Here is a 20,275-nt window from a genome sequence, read left to right as displayed (position 1 = left end):
AATAGTTCGAATGCTTTTTGGTTTTGCTTTTTATTAAAAAGTGAAAACAACTAGCGGCACAGTCAATTCATTACCATTCTGTTCCTATTTATTTAAGAAGAGAGAGGTAATAGCTTTAAAATTACATTCTTTATTTATAAAGAATAGTTTTGAAGTCAGTATTCGTTGAGTCACACCTATTAATTTAGGTAATCAAAACTTTAAATTGAAGAGTTTGATCATGGCTCAGATTGAACGCTGGCGGCAGGCCTAACACATGCAAGTCGAGCGGAAACGACATTAACAATCCTTCGGGTGCGTTAATGGGCGTCGAGCGGCGGACGGGTGAGTAATGCCTAGGAAATTGCCTTGATGTGGGGGATAACCATTGGAAACGATGGCTAATACCGCATAATGCCTACGGGCCAAAGAGGGGGACCTTCGGGCCTCTCGCGTCAAGATATGCCTAGGTGGGATTAGCTAGTTGGTGAGGTAATGGCTCACCAAGGCGACGATCCCTAGCTGGTCTGAGAGGATGATCAGCCACACTGGAACTGAGACACGGTCCAGACTCCTACGGGAGGCAGCAGTGGGGAATATTGCACAATGGGCGAAAGCCTGATGCAGCCATGCCGCGTGTATGAAGAAGGCCTTCGGGTTGTAAAGTACTTTCAGTTGTGAGGAAGGGGGTAACGTTAATAGCGTTATCTCTTGACGTTAGCAACAGAAGAAGCACCGGCTAACTCCGTGCCAGCAGCCGCGGTAATACGGAGGGTGCGAGCGTTAATCGGAATTACTGGGCGTAAAGCGCATGCAGGTGGTTCATTAAGTCAGATGTGAAAGCCCGGGGCTCAACCTCGGAACTGCATTTGAAACTGGTGAACTAGAGTGCTGTAGAGGGGGGTAGAATTTCAGGTGTAGCGGTGAAATGCGTAGAGATCTGAAGGAATACCAGTGGCGAAGGCGGCCCCCTGGACAGACACTGACACTCAGATGCGAAAGCGTGGGGAGCAAACAGGATTAGATACCCTGGTAGTCCACGCCGTAAACGATGTCTACTTGGAGGTTGTGGCCTTGAGCCGTGGCTTTCGGAGCTAACGCGTTAAGTAGACCGCCTGGGGAGTACGGTCGCAAGATTAAAACTCAAATGAATTGACGGGGGCCCGCACAAGCGGTGGAGCATGTGGTTTAATTCGATGCAACGCGAAGAACCTTACCTACTCTTGACATCCAGAGAAGCCAGCGGAGACGCAGGTGTGCCTTCGGGAGCTCTGAGACAGGTGCTGCATGGCTGTCGTCAGCTCGTGTTGTGAAATGTTGGGTTAAGTCCCGCAACGAGCGCAACCCTTATCCTTGTTTGCCAGCACGTAATGGTGGGAACTCCAGGGAGACTGCCGGTGATAAACCGGAGGAAGGTGGGGACGACGTCAAGTCATCATGGCCCTTACGAGTAGGGCTACACACGTGCTACAATGGCGCATACAGAGGGCAGCAAGCTAGCGATAGTGAGCGAATCCCAAAAAGTGCGTCGTAGTCCGGATTGGAGTCTGCAACTCGACTCCATGAAGTCGGAATCGCTAGTAATCGTGAATCAGAATGTCACGGTGAATACGTTCCCGGGCCTTGTACACACCGCCCGTCACACCATGGGAGTGGGCTGCAAAAGAAGTGGGTAGTTTAACCTTTCGGGGAGGACGCTCACCACTTTGTGGTTCATGACTGGGGTGAAGTCGTAACAAGGTAGCCCTAGGGGAACCTGGGGCTGGATCACCTCCTTATACGAAGATATACACGATGAGTGTCCACACAGATTGATGGTTTAGATTTAGTTAAAGCCAGAGCTTTAATTAATAACGTAAGTTATTGATTAAAGCTTTTTGCTTTATGCTCTTTAACAATTTGGAAAGCTGACTGATTAGCTTAATTATTTCTACTTTTAAAAAAGTAAAACAAAACGGCCAAGGCTGTGATTAAGTTAATCAAATTTAAAAGTTCTCAATGTTTATCTGCTCTTATTTATTAAGAACGGTATAAACACAACAAACACATTCAAGTGTCTTGTATTCGAATGATCAAAAATGATTGTTCATTTTTTGATTCTGCTTTTTATTGAAAAGTGGAAACAAAAAGTAAATTGAGTCCGGCAAACAGTCATCGAGAATTAACCCTTCTTAATGACAACCAAAAACCTTGGTTAGTTGCCATACGCTTATTTGTCTTCACTTTTTAAAGTGAAAGCAAATAGAAACCCTTTCGGGTTGTATGGTTAAGTGACTAAGCGTACACGGTGGATGCCTTGGCAGTCAGAGGCGATGAAAGACGTAATAACTTGCGATAAGCCCAGATTAGGTAGTAATAACCTTTTGAGTCTGGGATTTCTGAATGGGAAAACCCACGTGCATAAGCACGTATCCTGTTGTGAATACATAGCAACAGGAGGCAAACCGGGGGAACTGAAACATCTAAGTACCCCGAGGAAGAGAAATCAACCGAGATTCCGAAAGTAGCGGCGAGCGAAATTGGATTAGCCCTTAAGCTTTTAATGATGCAGGTGAAGCCTCTGGAAAGTGGCGCAATAAAGGGTGATAGCCCCGTAACCGACACATCATAATCAGTGAAATCGAGTAGGGCGGGACACGTGATATCCTGTCTGAATATGGGGGGACCATCCTCCAAGGCTAAATACTACTGACTGACCGATAGTGAACCAGTACCGTGAGGGAAAGGCGAAAAGAACCCCTGTGAGGGGAGTGAAATAGAACCTGAAACCGTGTACGTACAAGCAGTAGGAGCACCTTCGTGGTGTGACTGCGTACCTTTTGTATAATGGGTCAGCGACTTAATTTTAGTAGCAAGGTTAACCGTTTAGGGGAGCCGTAGGGAAACCGAGTCTTAACTGGGCGTACAGTTGCTAGGATTAGACCCGAAACCAGGTGATCTAGCCATGGGCAGGTTGAAGGTTGAGTAACATCAACTGGAGGACCGAACCGACTAATGTTGAAAAATTAGCGGATGACTTGTGGCTAGGGGTGAAAGGCCAATCAAACCTGGAGATAGCTGGTTCTCCCCGAAAGCTATTTAGGTAGCGCCTCGGACGAATACTACTGGGGGTAGAGCACTGTTAAGGCTAGGGGGTCATCCCGACTTACCAACCCTTTGCAAACTCCGAATACCAGTAAGTACTATCCGGGAGACACACGGCGGGTGCTAACGTCCGTCGTGGAGAGGGAAACAACCCAGACCGCCAGCTAAGGTCCCAAAGTATAGCTAAGTGGGAAACGATGTGGGAAGGCTCAGACAGCCAGGATGTTGGCTTAGAAGCAGCCATCATTTAAAGAAAGCGTAATAGCTCACTGGTCGAGTCGGCCTGCGCGGAAGATGTAACGGGGCTAAGCTATACACCGAAGCTGCGGCTACGTACCTTAGGGTATGTGGGGTAGGGGAGCGTTCTGTAAGCCGTTGAAGGTGGTCTGTAAGGGCTGCTGGAGGTATCAGAAGTGCGAATGCTGACATGAGTAACGATAAAGGGAGTGAAAAACTCCCTCGCCGGAAGACCAAGGGTTCCTGTCCAACGTTAATCGGGGCAGGGTAAGTCGACTCCTAAGGCGAGGCCGAAAGGCGTAGTCGATGGGAAACGGGTTAATATTCCCGTACTTCTTACAATTGCGATGGGGGGACGGAGAAGGCTAGGTGGGCCTGGCGACGGTTGTCCAGGTTCAAGTATGTAGGCGGAAAGTTTAGGTAAATCCGGACTTTCATTAACGCTGAGATACGATGTCGAGCTACTACGGTAGTGAAGTCATTGATGCCATGCTTCCAGGAAAAGCCTCTAAGCTTCAGATTGTAAGGAATCGTACCCCAAACCGACACAGGTGGTCGGGTAGAGAATACCAAGGCGCTTGAGAGAACTCGGGTGAAGGAACTAGGCAAAATGGTACCGTAACTTCGGGAGAAGGTACGCTCTTATCAGTGAAGTCCCTTGCGGATGGAGCAGACGAGAGTCGCAGATACCAGGTGGCTGCAACTGTTTATTAAAAACACAGCACTGTGCAAAATCGTAAGATGACGTATACGGTGTGACGCCTGCCCGGTGCCGGAAGGTTAATTGATGGGGTTAGACTTCGGTCGAAGCTCTTGATCGAAGCCCCGGTAAACGGCGGCCGTAACTATAACGGTCCTAAGGTAGCGAAATTCCTTGTCGGGTAAGTTCCGACCTGCACGAATGGCGTAATGATGGCCACGCTGTCTCCACCCGAGACTCAGTGAAATTGAAATCGCTGTGAAGATGCAGTGTACCCGCGGCTAGACGGAAAGACCCCGTGAACCTTTACTACAGCTTGGCACTGAACATTGAACCTACATGTGTAGGATAGGTGGGAGACTATGAAATTGCGTCGCTAGATGTGATGGAGTCGTCCTTGAAATACCACCCTTGTAGTTTTGATGTTCTAACGTTGGCCCCTGAATCGGGGTTACGGACAGTGCCTGGTGGGTAGTTTGACTGGGGCGGTCTCCTCCCAAAGAGTAACGGAGGAGCACGAAGGTGGGCTAAACACGGTTGGACATCGTGTGGTTAGTGCAATGGCATAAGCCCGCTTGACTGCGAGAATGACAATTCGAGCAGGTGCGAAAGCAGGTCATAGTGATCCGGTGGTTCTGAATGGAAGGGCCATCGCTCAACGGATAAAAGGTACTCCGGGGATAACAGGCTGATACCGCCCAAGAGTTCATATCGACGGCGGTGTTTGGCACCTCGATGTCGGCTCATCACATCCTGGGGCTGAAGTCGGTCCCAAGGGTATGGCTGTTCGCCATTTAAAGTGGTACGCGAGCTGGGTTTAGAACGTCGTGAGACAGTTCGGTCCCTATCTGCCGTGGGCGTTGGAAAATTGAAAGGGGCTGCTCCTAGTACGAGAGGACCGGAGTGGACGAACCTCTGGTGTTCGGGTTGTCATGCCAATGGCATTGCCCGGTAGCTAAGTTCGGAATCGATAACCGCTGAAAGCATCTAAGCGGGAAGCGAGCCTTGAGATGAGTTTTCCCTGGCACTATAAGTGTCCTAAAGGGTTGTCGTAGACTACGACGTTGATAGGCAGGGTGTGTAAGTGCTGCGAGGCATTGAGCTAACCTGTACTAATTGCCCGTGAGGCTTAACCATACAACACCCAAGGGGTTTTGTGGACTCAAAGACAGACCTTGAATGCGTTTGAAGAGATACAACTTTTATTGCTCTATTGAATAGAGAATCAGCTTTCCAGATTATTTTGCCTTCAGTTTTTAAAACGCTGAAAGTAAAAGCAAAATTTGCTTGGCGACCATAGCATTGTGGACCCACCTGATTCCATGCCGAACTCAGAAGTGAAACACAATAGCGCCGATGGTAGTGTGGGGCTTCCCCATGTGAGAGTAGGACATCGCCAGGCTCTAAATTCGACTCTGTCTACTAAGTAGACAAGTCACCATAAAGTTCTAAATAAACTTAGAGTTTTATGTTGACTTCAAAAGTCAGTCGCGTATTATACGCATCCGCTTCGACGCTAAAGTGTTGATAGCAAAGCTCTTTAACAATTTAAACCTATCAATCTGTGTGGGCACTCGTTGATGAATATCAAAACGTTTTATCGTTAGATAAAACAGATTCTTCGGAATCAAAATTGATTTCAATGAACTGAGTGACCAATACGTTTAACTACTTGTAGTTATTCGGCACAGTCAATTCATTACCATTCTGTTCCTATTTATTTAAGAAGAGAGGGGTAATAGCTTTAAAATTACACTCTTTATTTATAAAGAATAGTTTTGAAGTCAGTATTCGTTGAGTCACACCTATTAATTTAGGTAATCAAAACTTTAAATTGAAGAGTTTGATCATGGCTCAGATTGAACGCTGGCGGCAGGCCTAACACATGCAAGTCGAGCGGAAACGACATTAACAATCCTTCGGGTGCGTTAATGGGCGTCGAGCGGCGGACGGGTGAGTAATGCCTAGGAAATTGCCTTGATGTGGGGGATAACCATTGGAAACGATGGCTAATACCGCATAATGCCTACGGGCCAAAGAGGGGGACCTTCGGGCCTCTCGCGTAAAGATATGCCTAGGTGGGATTAGCTAGTTGGTGAGGTAATGGCTCACCAAGGCGACGATCCCTAGCTGGTCTGAGAGGATGATCAGCCACACTGGAACTGAGACACGGTCCAGACTCCTACGGGAGGCAGCAGTGGGGAATATTGCACAATGGGCGAAAGCCTGATGCAGCCATGCCGCGTGTATGAAGAAGGCCTTCGGGTTGTAAAGTACTTTCAGTTGTGAGGAAGGGGGTAACGTTAATAGCGTTATCTCTTGACGTTAGCAACAGAAGAAGCACCGGCTAACTCCGTGCCAGCAGCCGCGGTAATACGGAGGGTGCGAGCGTTAATCGGAATTACTGGGCGTAAAGCGCATGCAGGTGGTTCATTAAGTCAGATGTGAAAGCCCGGGGCTCAACCTCGGAACTGCATTTGAAACTGGTGAACTAGAGTGCTGTAGAGGGGGGTAGAATTTCAGGTGTAGCGGTGAAATGCGTAGAGATCTGAAGGAATACCAGTGGCGAAGGCGGCCCCCTGGACAGGCACTGACACTCAGATGCGAAAGCGTGGGGAGCAAACAGGATTAGATACCCTGGTAGTCCACGCCGTAAACGATGTCTACTTGGAGGTTGTGGCCTTGAGCCGTGGCTTTCGGAGCTAACGCGTTAAGTAGACCGCCTGGGGAGTACGGTCGCAAGATTAAAACTCAAATGAATTGACGGGGGCCCGCACAAGCGGTGGAGCATGTGGTTTAATTCGATGCAACGCGAAGAACCTTACCTACTCTTGACATCCAGAGAAGCCAGCGGAGACGCAGGTGTGCCTTCGGGAGCTCTGAGACAGGTGCTGCATGGCTGTCGTCAGCTCGTGTTGTGAAATGTTGGGTTAAGTCCCGCAACGAGCGCAACCCTTATCCTTGTTTGCCAGCACGTAATGGTGGGAACTCCAGGGAGACTGCCGGTGATAAACCGGAGGAAGGTGGGGACGACGTCAAGTCATCATGGCCCTTACGAGTAGGGCTACACACGTGCTACAATGGCGCATACAGAGGGCAGCAAGCTAGCGATAGTGAGCGAATCCCAAAAAGTGCGTCGTAGTCCGGATTGGAGTCTGCAACTCGACTCCATGAAGTCGGAATCGCTAGTAATCGTGAATCAGAATGTCACGGTGAATACGTTCCCGGGCCTTGTACACACCGCCCGTCACACCATGGGAGTGGGCTGCAAAAGAAGTGGGTAGTTTAACCTTTCGGGGAGGACGCTCACCACTTTGTGGTTCATGACTGGGGTGAAGTCGTAACAAGGTAGCCCTAGGGGAACCTGGGGCTGGATCACCTCCTTATACGAAGATATACACGATGAGTGTCCACACAGATTGATTAGGTTTAGAAAGTAAAAGAGACGATATTGGGTCTGTAGCTCAGCTGGTTAGAGCGCTCGCCTGATAAGCGGGAGGTCGGTGGTTCGAGTCCACTCAGACCCACCAATATCGACTAGATACCTAGATGGGGCTATAGCTCAGCTGGGAGAGCGCCTGCCTTGCACGCAGGAGGTCTGCGGTTCGATCCCGCATAGCTCCACCATCTTTAAGGGTTTTTCCCTAAGAATCTTTAAAAATGGTTTCGAAAAAAATCATGCTCTTTAACAATTTGGAAAGCTGACTGATTTGATTACTTACGAGTAATTCAAATCAAATTTAAAAGTTCTCAATGTTTATCTGCTCTTATTTATTAAGAACAGTATAAACACAACAAACACATTCAAGTGTCTTGTATTCGAATCAAACTTAGTTTGATTCACAATTGAGTCCGGCAAACAGTCATTGAGAATTAACCCTTCTTAATGACAACCAAAAACCTTGGTTAGTTGCCATACACTAAGACCCTTTCGGGTTGTATGGTTAAGTGACTAAGCGTACACGGTGGATGCCTTGGCAGTCAGAGGCGATGAAAGACGTAATAACTTGCGATAAGCCCAGATTAGGTAGTAATAACCTTTTGAGTCTGGGATTTCTGAATGGGGAAACCCACGTGCATAAGCACGTATCCTGTTGTGAATACATAGCAACAGGAGGCAAACCGGGGGAACTGAAACATCTAAGTACCCCGAGGAAGAGAAATCAACCGAGATTCCGAAAGTAGCGGCGAGCGAAATTGGATTAGCCCTTAAGCTTTTAATGATGCAGGTGAAGCCTCTGGAAAGTGGCGCAATAAAGGGTGATAGCCCCGTAACCGACACATCATAATCAGTGAAATCGAGTAGGGCGGGACACGTGATATCCTGTCTGAATATGGGGGGACCATCCTCCAAGGCTAAATACTACTGACTGACCGATAGTGAACCAGTACCGTGAGGGAAAGGCGAAAAGAACCCCTGTGAGGGGAGTGAAATAGAACCTGAAACCGTGTACGTACAAGCAGTAGGAGCACCTTCGTGGTGTGACTGCGTACCTTTTGTATAATGGGTCAGCGACTTAATTTTAGTAGCAAGGTTAACCGTTTAGGGGAGCCGTAGGGAAACCGAGTCTTAACTGGGCGTACAGTTGCTAGGATTAGACCCGAAACCAGGTGATCTAGCCATGGGCAGGTTGAAGGTTGAGTAACATCAACTGGAGGACCGAACCGACTAATGTTGAAAAATTAGCGGATGACTTGTGGCTAGGGGTGAAAGGCCAATCAAACCTGGAGATAGCTGGTTCTCCCCGAAAGCTATTTAGGTAGCGCCTCGGACGAATACTACTGGGGGTAGAGCACTGTTAAGGCTAGGGGGTCATCCCGACTTACCAACCCTTTGCAAACTCCGAATACCAGTAAGTACTATCCGGGAGACACACGGCGGGTGCTAACGTCCGTCGTGGAGAGGGAAACAACCCAGACCGCCAGCTAAGGTCCCAAAGTATAGCTAAGTGGGAAACGATGTGGGAAGGCTCAGACAGCCAGGATGTTGGCTTAGAAGCAGCCATCATTTAAAGAAAGCGTAATAGCTCACTGGTCGAGTCGGCCTGCGCGGAAGATGTAACGGGGCTAAGCTATACACCGAAGCTGCGGCTACGTACCTTAGGGTATGTGGGGTAGGGGAGCGTTCTGTAAGCCGTTGAAGGTGGTCTGTAAGGGCTGCTGGAGGTATCAGAAGTGCGAATGCTGACATGAGTAACGATAAAGGGAGTGAAAAACTCCCTCGCCGGAAGACCAAGGGTTCCTGTCCAACGTTAATCGGGGCAGGGTAAGTCGACTCCTAAGGCGAGGCCGAAAGGCGTAGTCGATGGGAAACGGGTTAATATTCCCGTACTTCTTACAATTGCGATGGGGGGACGGAGAAGGCTAGGTGGGCCTGGCGACGGTTGTCCAGGTTCAAGTATGTAGGCGGAAAGTTTAGGTAAATCCGGACTTTCATTAACGCTGAGATACGATGTCGAGCTACTACGGTAGTGAAGTCATTGATGCCATGCTTCCAGGAAAAGCCTCTAAGCTTCAGATTGTAAGGAATCGTACCCCAAACCGACACAGGTGGTCGGGTAGAGAATACCAAGGCGCTTGAGAGAACTCGGGTGAAGGAACTAGGCAAAATGGTACCGTAACTTCGGGAGAAGGTACGCTCTTATCAGTGAAGTCCCTTGCGGATGGAGCAGACGAGAGTCGCAGATACCAGGTGGCTGCAACTGTTTATTAAAAACACAGCACTGTGCAAAATCGTAAGATGACGTATACGGTGTGACGCCTGCCCGGTGCCGGAAGGTTAATTGATGGGGTTAGACTTCGGTCGAAGCTCTTGATCGAAGCCCCGGTAAACGGCGGCCGTAACTATAACGGTCCTAAGGTAGCGAAATTCCTTGTCGGGTAAGTTCCGACCTGCACGAATGGCGTAATGATGGCCACGCTGTCTCCACCCGAGACTCAGTGAAATTGAAATCGCTGTGAAGATGCAGTGTACCCGCGGCTAGACGGAAAGACCCCGTGAACCTTTACTACAGCTTGGCACTGAACATTGAACCTACATGTGTAGGATAGGTGGGAGACTATGAAATTGCGTCGCTAGATGTGATGGAGTCGTCCTTGAAATACCACCCTTGTAGTTTTGATGTTCTAACGTTGGCCCCTGAATCGGGGTTACGGACAGTGCCTGGTGGGTAGTTTGACTGGGGCGGTCTCCTCCCAAAGAGTAACGGAGGAGCACGAAGGTGGGCTAAACACGGTTGGACATCGTGTGGTTAGTGCAATGGCATAAGCCCGCTTGACTGCGAGAATGACAATTCGAGCAGGTGCGAAAGCAGGTCATAGTGATCCGGTGGTTCTGAATGGAAGGGCCATCGCTCAACGGATAAAAGGTACTCCGGGGATAACAGGCTGATACCGCCCAAGAGTTCATATCGACGGCGGTGTTTGGCACCTCGATGTCGGCTCATCACATCCTGGGGCTGAAGTCGGTCCCAAGGGTATGGCTGTTCGCCATTTAAAGTGGTACGCGAGCTGGGTTTAGAACGTCGTGAGACAGTTCGGTCCCTATCTGCCGTGGGCGTTGGAAAATTGAAAGGGGCTGCTCCTAGTACGAGAGGACCGGAGTGGACGAACCTCTGGTGTTCGGGTTGTCATGCCAATGGCATTGCCCGGTAGCTAAGTTCGGAATCGATAACCGCTGAAAGCATCTAAGCGGGAAGCGAGCCTTGAGATGAGTTTTCCCTGGCACTATAAGTGTCCTAAAGGGTTGTCGTAGACTACGACGTTGATAGGCAGGGTGTGTAAGTGCTGCGAGGCATTGAGCTAACCTGTACTAATTGCCCGTGAGGCTTAACCATACAACACCCAAGGGGTTTTGTGGACTCAAAGACAGACCTTGAATGCGTTTGAAGAGATACAATTTTTATTGCTCTATTGAATAGAGAATCAGCTTTCCAGATTATCTTGCCTTCAGTTTTTAAAAACTGAAAGTAAAGCAAAATTTGCTTGGCGACCATAGCATTGTGGACCCACCTGATTCCATGCCGAACTCAGAAGTGAAACACAATAGCGCCGATGGTAGTGTGGGGCTTCCCCATGTGAGAGTAGGACATCGCCAGGCTCTAAATTCGACTCTGTCTACTAAGTAGACAAGTCACCATAAAGTTCTAAATAAACTTAGAGTTTTATGTTGACTTCAAAAGTCAGTCGCGTATTATACGCATCCGCTTCGACGCTAAAGTGTTGATAGCAAAGCTCTTTAACAATTTAAACCTATCAATCTGTGTGGGCACTCGTTGATGAATATCAAAACGTTTTATCGTTAGATAAAACAGATTCTTCGGAATCAAAATTGATTTCAATGAACTGAGTGACCAATACGTTTAACTACTTGTAGTTATTCGGCACAGTCAATTCATTACCATTCTGTTCCTATTTATTTAAGAAGAGAGGGGTAATAGCTTTAAAATTACACTCTTTATTTATAAAGAATAGTTTTGAAGTCAGTATTCGTTGAGTCACACCTATTAATTTAGGTAATCAAAACTTTAAATTGAAGAGTTTGATCATGGCTCAGATTGAACGCTGGCGGCAGGCCTAACACATGCAAGTCGAGCGGAAACGACATTAACAATCCTTCGGGTGCGTTAATGGGCGTCGAGCGGCGGACGGGTGAGTAATGCCTAGGAAATTGCCTTGATGTGGGGGATAACCATTGGAAACGATGGCTAATACCGCATAATGCCTACGGGCCAAAGAGGGGGACCTTCGGGCCTCTCGCGTAAAGATATGCCTAGGTGGGATTAGCTAGTTGGTGAGGTAATGGCTCACCAAGGCGACGATCCCTAGCTGGTCTGAGAGGATGATCAGCCACACTGGAACTGAGACACGGTCCAGACTCCTACGGGAGGCAGCAGTGGGGAATATTGCACAATGGGCGAAAGCCTGATGCAGCCATGCCGCGTGTATGAAGAAGGCCTTCGGGTTGTAAAGTACTTTCAGTTGTGAGGAAGGGGGTAACGTTAATAGCGTTATCTCTTGACGTTAGCAACAGAAGAAGCACCGGCTAACTCCGTGCCAGCAGCCGCGGTAATACGGAGGGTGCGAGCGTTAATCGGAATTACTGGGCGTAAAGCGCATGCAGGTGGTTCATTAAGTCAGATGTGAAAGCCCGGGGCTCAACCTCGGAACTGCATTTGAAACTGGTGAACTAGAGTGCTGTAGAGGGGGGTAGAATTTCAGGTGTAGCGGTGAAATGCGTAGAGATCTGAAGGAATACCAGTGGCGAAGGCGGCCCCCTGGACAGACACTGACACTCAGATGCGAAAGCGTGGGGAGCAAACAGGATTAGATACCCTGGTAGTCCACGCCGTAAACGATGTCTACTTGGAGGTTGTGGCCTTGAGCCGTGGCTTTCGGAGCTAACGCGTTAAGTAGACCGCCTGGGGAGTACGGTCGCAAGATTAAAACTCAAATGAATTGACGGGGGCCCGCACAAGCGGTGGAGCATGTGGTTTAATTCGATGCAACGCGAAGAACCTTACCTACTCTTGACATCCAGAGAAGCCAGCGGAGACGCAGGTGTGCCTTCGGGAGCTCTGAGACAGGTGCTGCATGGCTGTCGTCAGCTCGTGTTGTGAAATGTTGGGTTAAGTCCCGCAACGAGCGCAACCCTTATCCTTGTTTGCCAGCACGTAATGGTGGGAACTCCAGGGAGACTGCCGGTGATAAACCGGAGGAAGGTGGGGACGACGTCAAGTCATCATGGCCCTTACGAGTAGGGCTACACACGTGCTACAATGGCGCATACAGAGGGCAGCAAGCTAGCGATAGTGAGCGAATCCCAAAAAGTGCGTCGTAGTCCGGATTGGAGTCTGCAACTCGACTCCATGAAGTCGGAATCGCTAGTAATCGTGAATCAGAATGTCACGGTGAATACGTTCCCGGGCCTTGTACACACCGCCCGTCACACCATGGGAGTGGGCTGCAAAAGAAGTGGGTAGTTTAACCTTTCGGGGAGGACGCTCACCACTTTGTGGTTCATGACTGGGGTGAAGTCGTAACAAGGTAGCCCTAGGGGAACCTGGGGCTGGATCACCTCCTTATACGAAGATATACACGATGAGTGTCCACACAGATTGATTAGGTTTAGAAAGTAAAAGAGACGATATTGGGTCTGTAGCTCAGCTGGTTAGAGCGCTCGCCTGATAAGCGGGAGGTCGGTGGTTCGAGTCCACTCAGACCCACCAATATCGACTAGATACCTAGATGGGGCTATAGCTCAGCTGGGAGAGCGCCTGCCTTGCACGCAGGAGGTCTGCGGTTCGATCCCGCATAGCTCCACCATCTTTAAGGGTTTTTCCCTAAGAATCTTTAAAAATGGTTTCGAAAAAAATCATGCTCTTTAACAATTTGGAAAGCTGACTGATTTGATTACTTACGAGTAATTCAAATCAAATTTAAAAGTTCTCAATGTTTATCTGCTCTTATTTATTAAGAACAGTATAAACACAACAAACACATTCAAGTGTCTTGTATTCGAATCAAACTTAGTTTGATTCACAATTGAGTCCGGCAAACAGTCATTGAGAATTAACCCTTCTTAATGACAACCAAAAACCTTGGTTAGTTGCCATACACTAAGACCCTTTCGGGTTGTATGGTTAAGTGACTAAGCGTACACGGTGGATGCCTTGGCAGTCAGAGGCGATGAAAGACGTAATAACTTGCGATAAGCCCAGATTAGGTAGTAATAACCTTTTGAGTCTGGGATTTCTGAATGGGGAAACCCACGTGCATAAGCACGTATCCTGTTGTGAATACATAGCAACAGGAGGCAAACCGGGGGAACTGAAACATCTAAGTACCCCGAGGAAGAGAAATCAACCGAGATTCCGAAAGTAGCGGCGAGCGAAATTGGATTAGCCCTTAAGCTTTTAATGATGCAGGTGAAGCCTCTGGAAAGTGGCGCAATAAAGGGTGATAGCCCCGTAACCGACACATCATAATCAGTGAAATCGAGTAGGGCGGGACACGTGATATCCTGTCTGAATATGGGGGGACCATCCTCCAAGGCTAAATACTACTGACTGACCGATAGTGAACCAGTACCGTGAGGGAAAGGCGAAAAGAACCCCTGTGAGGGGAGTGAAATAGAACCTGAAACCGTGTACGTACAAGCAGTAGGAGCACCTTCGTGGTGTGACTGCGTACCTTTTGTATAATGGGTCAGCGACTTAATTTTAGTAGCAAGGTTAACCGTTTAGGGGAGCCGTAGGGAAACCGAGTCTTAACTGGGCGTACAGTTGCTAGGATTAGACCCGAAACCAGGTGATCTAGCCATGGGCAGGTTGAAGGTTGAGTAACATCAACTGGAGGACCGAACCGACTAATGTTGAAAAATTAGCGGATGACTTGTGGCTAGGGGTGAAAGGCCAATCAAACCTGGAGATAGCTGGTTCTCCCCGAAAGCTATTTAGGTAGCGCCTCGGACGAATACTACTGGGGGTAGAGCACTGTTAAGGCTAGGGGGTCATCCCGACTTACCAACCCTTTGCAAACTCCGAATACCAGTAAGTACTATCCGGGAGACACACGGCGGGTGCTAACGTCCGTCGTGGAGAGGGAAACAACCCAGACCGCCAGCTAAGGTCCCAAAGTATAGCTAAGTGGGAAACGATGTGGGAAGGCTCAGACAGCCAGGATGTTGGCTTAGAAGCAGCCATCATTTAAAGAAAGCGTAATAGCTCACTGGTCGAGTCGGCCTGCGCGGAAGATGTAACGGGGCTAAGCTATACACCGAAGCTGCGGCTACGTACCTTAGGGTATGTGGGGTAGGGGAGCGTTCTGTAAGCCGTTGAAGGTGGTCTGTAAGGGCTGCTGGAGGTATCAGAAGTGCGAATGCTGACATGAGTAACGATAAAGGGAGTGAAAAACTCCCTCGCCGGAAGACCAAGGGTTCCTGTCCAACGTTAATCGGGGCAGGGTAAGTCGACTCCTAAGGCGAGGCCGAAAGGCGTAGTCGATGGGAAACGGGTTAATATTCCCGTACTTCTTACAATTGCGATGGGGGGACGGAGAAGGCTAGGTGGGCCTGGCGACGGTTGTCCAGGTTCAAGTATGTAGGCGGAAAGTTTAGGTAAATCCGGACTTTCATTAACGCTGAGATACGATGTCGAGCTACTACGGTAGTGAAGTCATTGATGCCATGCTTCCAGGAAAAGCCTCTAAGCTTCAGATTGTAAGGAATCGTACCCCAAACCGACACAGGTGGTCGGGTAGAGAATACCAAGGCGCTTGAGAGAACTCGGGTGAAGGAACTAGGCAAAATGGTACCGTAACTTCGGGAGAAGGTACGCTCTTATCAGTGAAGTCCCTTGCGGATGGAGCAGACGAGAGTCGCAGATACCAGGTGGCTGCAACTGTTTATTAAAAACACAGCACTGTGCAAAATCGTAAGATGACGTATACGGTGTGACGCCTGCCCGGTGCCGGAAGGTTAATTGATGGGGTTAGACTTCGGTCGAAGCTCTTGATCGAAGCCCCGGTAAACGGCGGCCGTAACTATAACGGTCCTAAGGTAGCGAAATTCCTTGTCGGGTAAGTTCCGACCTGCACGAATGGCGTAATGATGGCCACGCTGTCTCCACCCGAGACTCAGTGAAATTGAAATCGCTGTGAAGATGCAGTGTACCCGCGGCTAGACGGAAAGACCCCGTGAACCTTTACTACAGCTTGGCACTGAACATTGAACCTACATGTGTAGGATAGGTGGGAGACTATGAAATTGCGTCGCTAGATGTGATGGAGTCGTCCTTGAAATACCACCCTTGTAGTTTTGATGTTCTAACGTTGGCCCCTGAATCGGGGTTACGGACAGTGCCTGGTGGGTAGTTTGACTGGGGCGGTCTCCTCCCAAAGAGTAACGGAGGAGCACGAAGGTGGGCTAAACACGGTTGGACATCGTGTGGTTAGTGCAATGGCATAAGCCCGCTTGACTGCGAGAATGACAATTCGAGCAGGTGCGAAAGCAGGTCATAGTGATCCGGTGGTTCTGAATGGAAGGGCCATCGCTCAACGGATAAAAGGTACTCCGGGGATAACAGGCTGATACCGCCCAAGAGTTCATATCGACGGCGGTGTTTGGCACCTCGATGTCGGCTCATCACATCCTGGGGCTGAAGTCGGTCCCAAGGGTATGGCTGTTCGCCATTTAAAGTGGTACGCGAGCTGGGTTTAGAACGTCGTGAGACAGTTCGGTCCCTATCTGCCGTGGGCGTTGGAAAATTGAAAGGGGCTGCTCCTAGTACGAGAGGACCGGAGTGGACGAACCTCTGGTGTTCGGGTTGTCATGCCAATGGCATTGCCCGGTAGCTAAGTTCGGAATCGATAACCGCTGAAAGCATCTAAGCGGGAAGCGAGCCTTGAGATGAGTTTTCCCTGGCACTATAAGTGTCCTAAAGGGTTGTCGTAGACTACGACGTTGATAGGCAGGGTGTGTAAGTGCTGCGAGGCATTGAGCTAACCTGTACTAATTGCCCGTGAGGCTTAACCATACAACACCCAAGGGGTTTTGTGGACTCAAAGACAGACCTTGAATGCGTTTGAAGAGATACAACTTTTATTGCTCTATTGAATAGAGAATCAGCTTTCCAGATTATTTTGCCTTCAGTTTTTAAAACGCTGAAAGTAAAAGCAAAATTTGCTTGGCGACCATAGCATTGTGGACCCACCTGATTCCATGCCGAACTCAGAAGTGAAACACAATAGCGCCGATGGTAGTGTGGGGTTTCCCCATGTGAGAGTAGGACATCGCCAGGCTTTAAATTAAATCTTTAGGTTGACCGACCTGGAGATATGGACGCTCACTTAGTGAGTTGACCACTGCGGAGTGGTAGTTCAGTTGGTTAGAATACCGGCCTGTCACGCCGGGGGTCGCGGGTTCGAGTCCCGTCCACTCCGCCACTTATCAGAAAGCCTGGTCTTACGACTAGGCTTTCGTCGTTTCTGGGGTATGAGTTTTAGCTATTGGTTAAGACTTTCGTAACAAGTTGTTCATGGGCAATAACCTTTGATCATTGATTAGAAAGCCCTGCTAGGAATAGCAAGGCTTTGACCTAAAATGTGTTTACACATTGAAACCCTACGTTAAGCGTACTCTGCGTTATGACTAATCCTCGCTTTAAACTGGGAGGCTTTGTTGTATCTCAGCATTGGTTTTGTCTAGAGTTTGAAGTCCGCTGTTATATATCCCTTCTTTATTTTTTAATCAATAGGTTAGCTACGAAGATAGTTCGGGATTAAAAGATCCATCGCTTTGAGGCTTCTTGCTGGGGTGTGGACTTTCATCTAGTGACTACAATAGCTAAGCCCACTCTAATATCGACCTCACTTCAATCAAGTGACAACTACCGCAAAACGTTTTCTATTTCTTTCGCTACAATCCCTCCAAGTTACCGGTTCCTTATTCCTTTAAGAACTTATACATAGGTTTCAGCCAACTCTAACGGCTTCTACAGTGCTTTTTTCATAATTTACTGAACTTGTCTACGCATTGACCTAAAGTATCTCTCTGTGTTTTTTGTAAACCTTGTGAGCGATTTCAGGATGATTTAACTGTGTGATTTTTAAATCAGCACTAATAGATCGTTGGTAGTATGTGAAGGCCAATGATTCAGGTGTGTTAGCTATGAGTGGTTAAGGGCTAGATAGGTTTAATAAAGAATGGACTTTTTACGCGTAAGCTTTGGTCACTATCAAGTTGGACGTGATTCATGCTCTAGTGTTGGCTTATCAGTTCTTAGGAAGTTATCTAGGCCAAACTGCAGACAAAAAAAAGCCGATGCTAGGTACCGGCTTCATTTTAGATGTATTAGATTAAGCTGGCTGAACTAGAGCGAGTGCCTTACGAGAAACTTCATGGGCTGCTTTGGTTAGGTTCTGCTTCTCTAGTGCATCAGATAGGTATCCGTAATCTGAAACATTAGAGCGAAGTGCCAATGCTTTTTCAAAGTGACTTTGTGCTTCTGCCCACTTCTGTTCTCTTAAGTAGAACTGAGCTAATGCACTGTGCGCTTCTGCATTATTGCTATCTTTGCTGATAGCGCGCTCTAACATAACAACCACTGGATGGTGATCAGCAAGATTCAGCTCTGGAAGTAGTATGTAGAGCTCGTTCGAACACGTTTTAGCGATATTCTCTTTGATTACAGTGAAAGCCTCAGCATCAGCCTTACGAGCAATCAGCTGTTTGACGAAACAAGAGACAAGGTGTGAGCTTTGCTTGTGTTTTCTTGGAAGCTTGTTCCAGTGACTGATTAGGCCTTCGCTGCCTTGCTGCTGTGCGACATCGTGAAGCAGACCACATTGTGCTTTCTTCTCTAATTCACTCTGTTCTTCTGTCGTTATAAGCTTGTTCTTAGTGAGCTTAGGCGTTAGTTCTAGCAATGGTTGCCATAACTTAAGCTGCATGTAGGTCACTTTTAGCAAGCCCAGGACAGCAGTGTTGTTAGGGTACGAACCTTTTAAGCTAGAAAGCGTATCGAAAGCAGCTTCATAGTTTGACTCATTGATTTGCTGTTTCGCTTTTGTCAGTTCAACTGCTAGCAGCGAATCATCTTGTTGGCTAGCCAGTTCGATGTATTTATCGCGTTCAGCAGTGTTGCCTTGCTCATGCGCTGCTTGAGAAGCCACTAGGTAACAAAGCAGAGGCATGTCGTGGTGGTTAGCCCAACGTGTGACTTTCTTCTCTGCACCTTTCCAATCACCTTCAAGAAGTTTGATGATGCCTTCATTGGTGTAGCGGCGAGAGCGTTTTAGTTTACGAACACTGAACCAGTTCCAAGTTGTTGAACTTGCGTAAATAAGTTTCTTAAAGAGGTATTCTAAGCCGAATAAAGCCGCTAGAACTGCAATCACAAAAATAACTAGAGTTGTCACACTCATCTCAATCGTCCTGTTCGCAATTGAGATTAGGACATAACCCTGCTGACCTGAGAACTGGGTACCAACAACGAGTCCAGCACCTAGAACGAGAAAAAGAAAAATCCAACGAATCATTATTTTTCCTCCGTGGTGATAACGGTTACTTCACGACGCAGGCGTTCACGAATCACGTCAGACAACTCATGTTGAGATTCAAGTTTCACAGGATATTTCACAGAAATATTCTGCTCGCTCAGCTGCTTAATTGCTTTCTCAAACTCAATCACTGAGTTGTTATCTTGGTTTAGGTACGACTTCGACCATTCGTTGGCTGTTTGTAGTGCGGCACTATAGATATCGCCTTGCTCTTTGTAGACTGCGCGAATGGCTGTCTCTAATTTGCCCTTGATATTCTCACGCAGGTAAAAATGTTGCTCTGGTGATAGTAGAGGAATGACTTCTCCATCACGACTGCGGAAGGTGATGAAGTTTTCTGAGAAGTCTTTCATCGACGTCATCAGGTTGTTCTGCCAATCATTGATGTCTTGCGATACGGCTTTTCTCTCTACAACTTCAGCTTCTGGGAGAATCGCATTGGCAAGAGGTAGAGTATCGACTTGTTGTTGTAGGCTTGTGATACGCAGAACTAAGCCATCACGGTCGATCTGAGGGATAGTACGAAGCTTAGTAATGTCATTAGTCATTGATTGACGAAGAGAGACCAAGCTTGGATCATTCAGTGCGGCGATACGTTGATCGGCGCTTTCCATTAGTTTGGTTGCACTAACGGCATCATGCTCTAGGAACAGTTTACGACCAGCAAGTTTCACAAGGTAATCGGCTTCAGCAAGCAACCAGTCATTCGGACGGCGACCTTTTACGTCAGCTACTGCTAACTGTAGGCTTTGGATACTCTTCTGTTGTTGAGATTGTACGACCTGAGTTTTCTCCACTGCGTGTGACGCTTCTTGGACAGTCTCTTGCTTGATGGTTTGTAGGTCTTTATTTACTGCAGATTGGGTAGTTTGCAGTTGTGCTTGAAGAGCCGCGATCTGAGCTGAGTACTCAGCGCTCTTTTGCTGCATTTGAAACGCGATGCCGCCGCTGAAAAGAATAGAAATAGCGATCGCAATAGCGCCTAATTTGACGCCGCGCTTACCTTGCTTTTGAGCTTTCTCTATTTGTTCTTTATGTTCAGCTTGAGGCTGTACATTTTGAGCGGTATTTGAAGCAGAAGCATCAAGTTTTTGTTCAGGCTGCTTTGTCTCTGTAGATTCAGCTTTTTCGTTTTCAACAGCTACTGGCTGAGTGTCTTGTTTCTGTTCAGGTTCAATATGCTCATTATTTTTTTTGCTTGTCATGCTTATTTCCTGT

3 protein-coding genes, 5 tRNA genes and 9 rRNA genes are annotated in these 20,275 nt (G+C 48.0%); 15 read left to right on the top strand and 2 right to left on the bottom strand.

Annotated features, from left to right (window positions below; genetic code table 11):
• Nucleotides 1–202 precede the first annotated feature (202 nt).
• From ACMAZD_RS17070 to ACMAZD_RS17000, 15 genes are all read left to right on the top strand, one after another.
• A 16S ribosomal RNA gene (locus tag ACMAZD_RS17070) occupies nucleotides 203–1,757 on the top strand.
• 486 nt (nucleotides 1,758–2,243) lie between these two features.
• Nucleotides 2,244–5,137 (top strand): 23S ribosomal RNA (locus ACMAZD_RS17065).
• 149 nt (nucleotides 5,138–5,286) lie between these two features.
• Nucleotides 5,287–5,402 (top strand): 5S ribosomal RNA (gene rrf / locus ACMAZD_RS17060).
• A 429-nt stretch (nucleotides 5,403–5,831) separates the two neighbouring features.
• Nucleotides 5,832–7,386: ribosomal RNA gene (locus ACMAZD_RS17055) — 16S ribosomal RNA — on the top strand.
• A 67-nt stretch (nucleotides 7,387–7,453) separates the two neighbouring features.
• Nucleotides 7,454–7,530, top strand: a tRNA-Ile gene (locus ACMAZD_RS17050).
• A 21-nt stretch (nucleotides 7,531–7,551) separates the two neighbouring features.
• Nucleotides 7,552–7,627, top strand: a tRNA-Ala gene (locus tag ACMAZD_RS17045).
• Between the two features lie 315 nt (nucleotides 7,628–7,942).
• Nucleotides 7,943–10,836 (top strand): 23S ribosomal RNA (locus ACMAZD_RS17040).
• 147 nt (nucleotides 10,837–10,983) lie between these two features.
• A 5S ribosomal RNA gene (rrf, locus tag ACMAZD_RS17035) occupies nucleotides 10,984–11,099 on the top strand.
• A gap of 429 nt (nucleotides 11,100–11,528) precedes the next feature.
• Nucleotides 11,529–13,083, top strand: a 16S ribosomal RNA gene (locus tag ACMAZD_RS17030).
• Nucleotides 13,084–13,150: 67 nt separating this feature from the next.
• A tRNA-Ile gene (locus ACMAZD_RS17025) sits at nucleotides 13,151–13,227 on the top strand.
• Between the two features lie 21 nt (nucleotides 13,228–13,248).
• Nucleotides 13,249–13,324, top strand: a tRNA-Ala gene (locus ACMAZD_RS17020).
• Nucleotides 13,325–13,639: 315 nt separating this feature from the next.
• Nucleotides 13,640–16,533 (top strand): 23S ribosomal RNA (locus ACMAZD_RS17015).
• Nucleotides 16,534–16,682: 149 nt separating this feature from the next.
• Nucleotides 16,683–16,798: ribosomal RNA gene (rrf, locus tag ACMAZD_RS17010) — 5S ribosomal RNA — on the top strand.
• The 16S, 23S and 5S rRNA genes sit together here with 5 tRNA genes alongside, the layout of an rRNA operon.
• A 67-nt stretch (nucleotides 16,799–16,865) precedes the next feature.
• Nucleotides 16,866–16,942 (top strand) — tRNA-Asp (locus ACMAZD_RS17005).
• A gap of 781 nt (nucleotides 16,943–17,723) precedes the next feature.
• Entirely contained in the window at nucleotides 17,724–17,858 is a 135-nt protein-coding gene (locus tag ACMAZD_RS17000; protein WP_435248029.1) for a hypothetical protein, read from the top strand.
• Here the strand turns inward: ACMAZD_RS17000 and ACMAZD_RS16995 are convergent.
• Both ACMAZD_RS16995 and ACMAZD_RS16990 read right to left on the bottom strand, forming a co-directional pair.
• Complete coding sequence (locus ACMAZD_RS16995; RefSeq protein ID WP_435248028.1) at nucleotides 17,855–19,036, bottom strand: heme biosynthesis protein HemY; 1,182 nt, start codon at nucleotides 19,034–19,036, stop codon at nucleotides 17,855–17,857. The two genes, ACMAZD_RS17000 and ACMAZD_RS16995, sit on opposite strands and share 4 nt — an antisense overlap.
• Entirely contained in the window at nucleotides 19,036–20,262 is a 1,227-nt protein-coding gene (locus ACMAZD_RS16990; RefSeq protein ID WP_435248027.1) for a uroporphyrinogen-III C-methyltransferase, read from the bottom strand. Before ACMAZD_RS16990 ends, ACMAZD_RS16995 begins: the two co-directional genes overlap by 1 nt.
• Between the last annotated feature and the right edge of the window lie 13 nt (nucleotides 20,263–20,275).

The organism is Vibrio sp. nBUS_14 (assembly GCF_051201655.1).
Classification (GTDB): Bacteria; Pseudomonadota; Gammaproteobacteria; order Enterobacterales; family Vibrionaceae; genus Vibrio.
The sequence above is the reverse complement of the archived record's forward strand: the minus strand, read 5'-3'. Positions and strand labels throughout refer to the sequence as shown.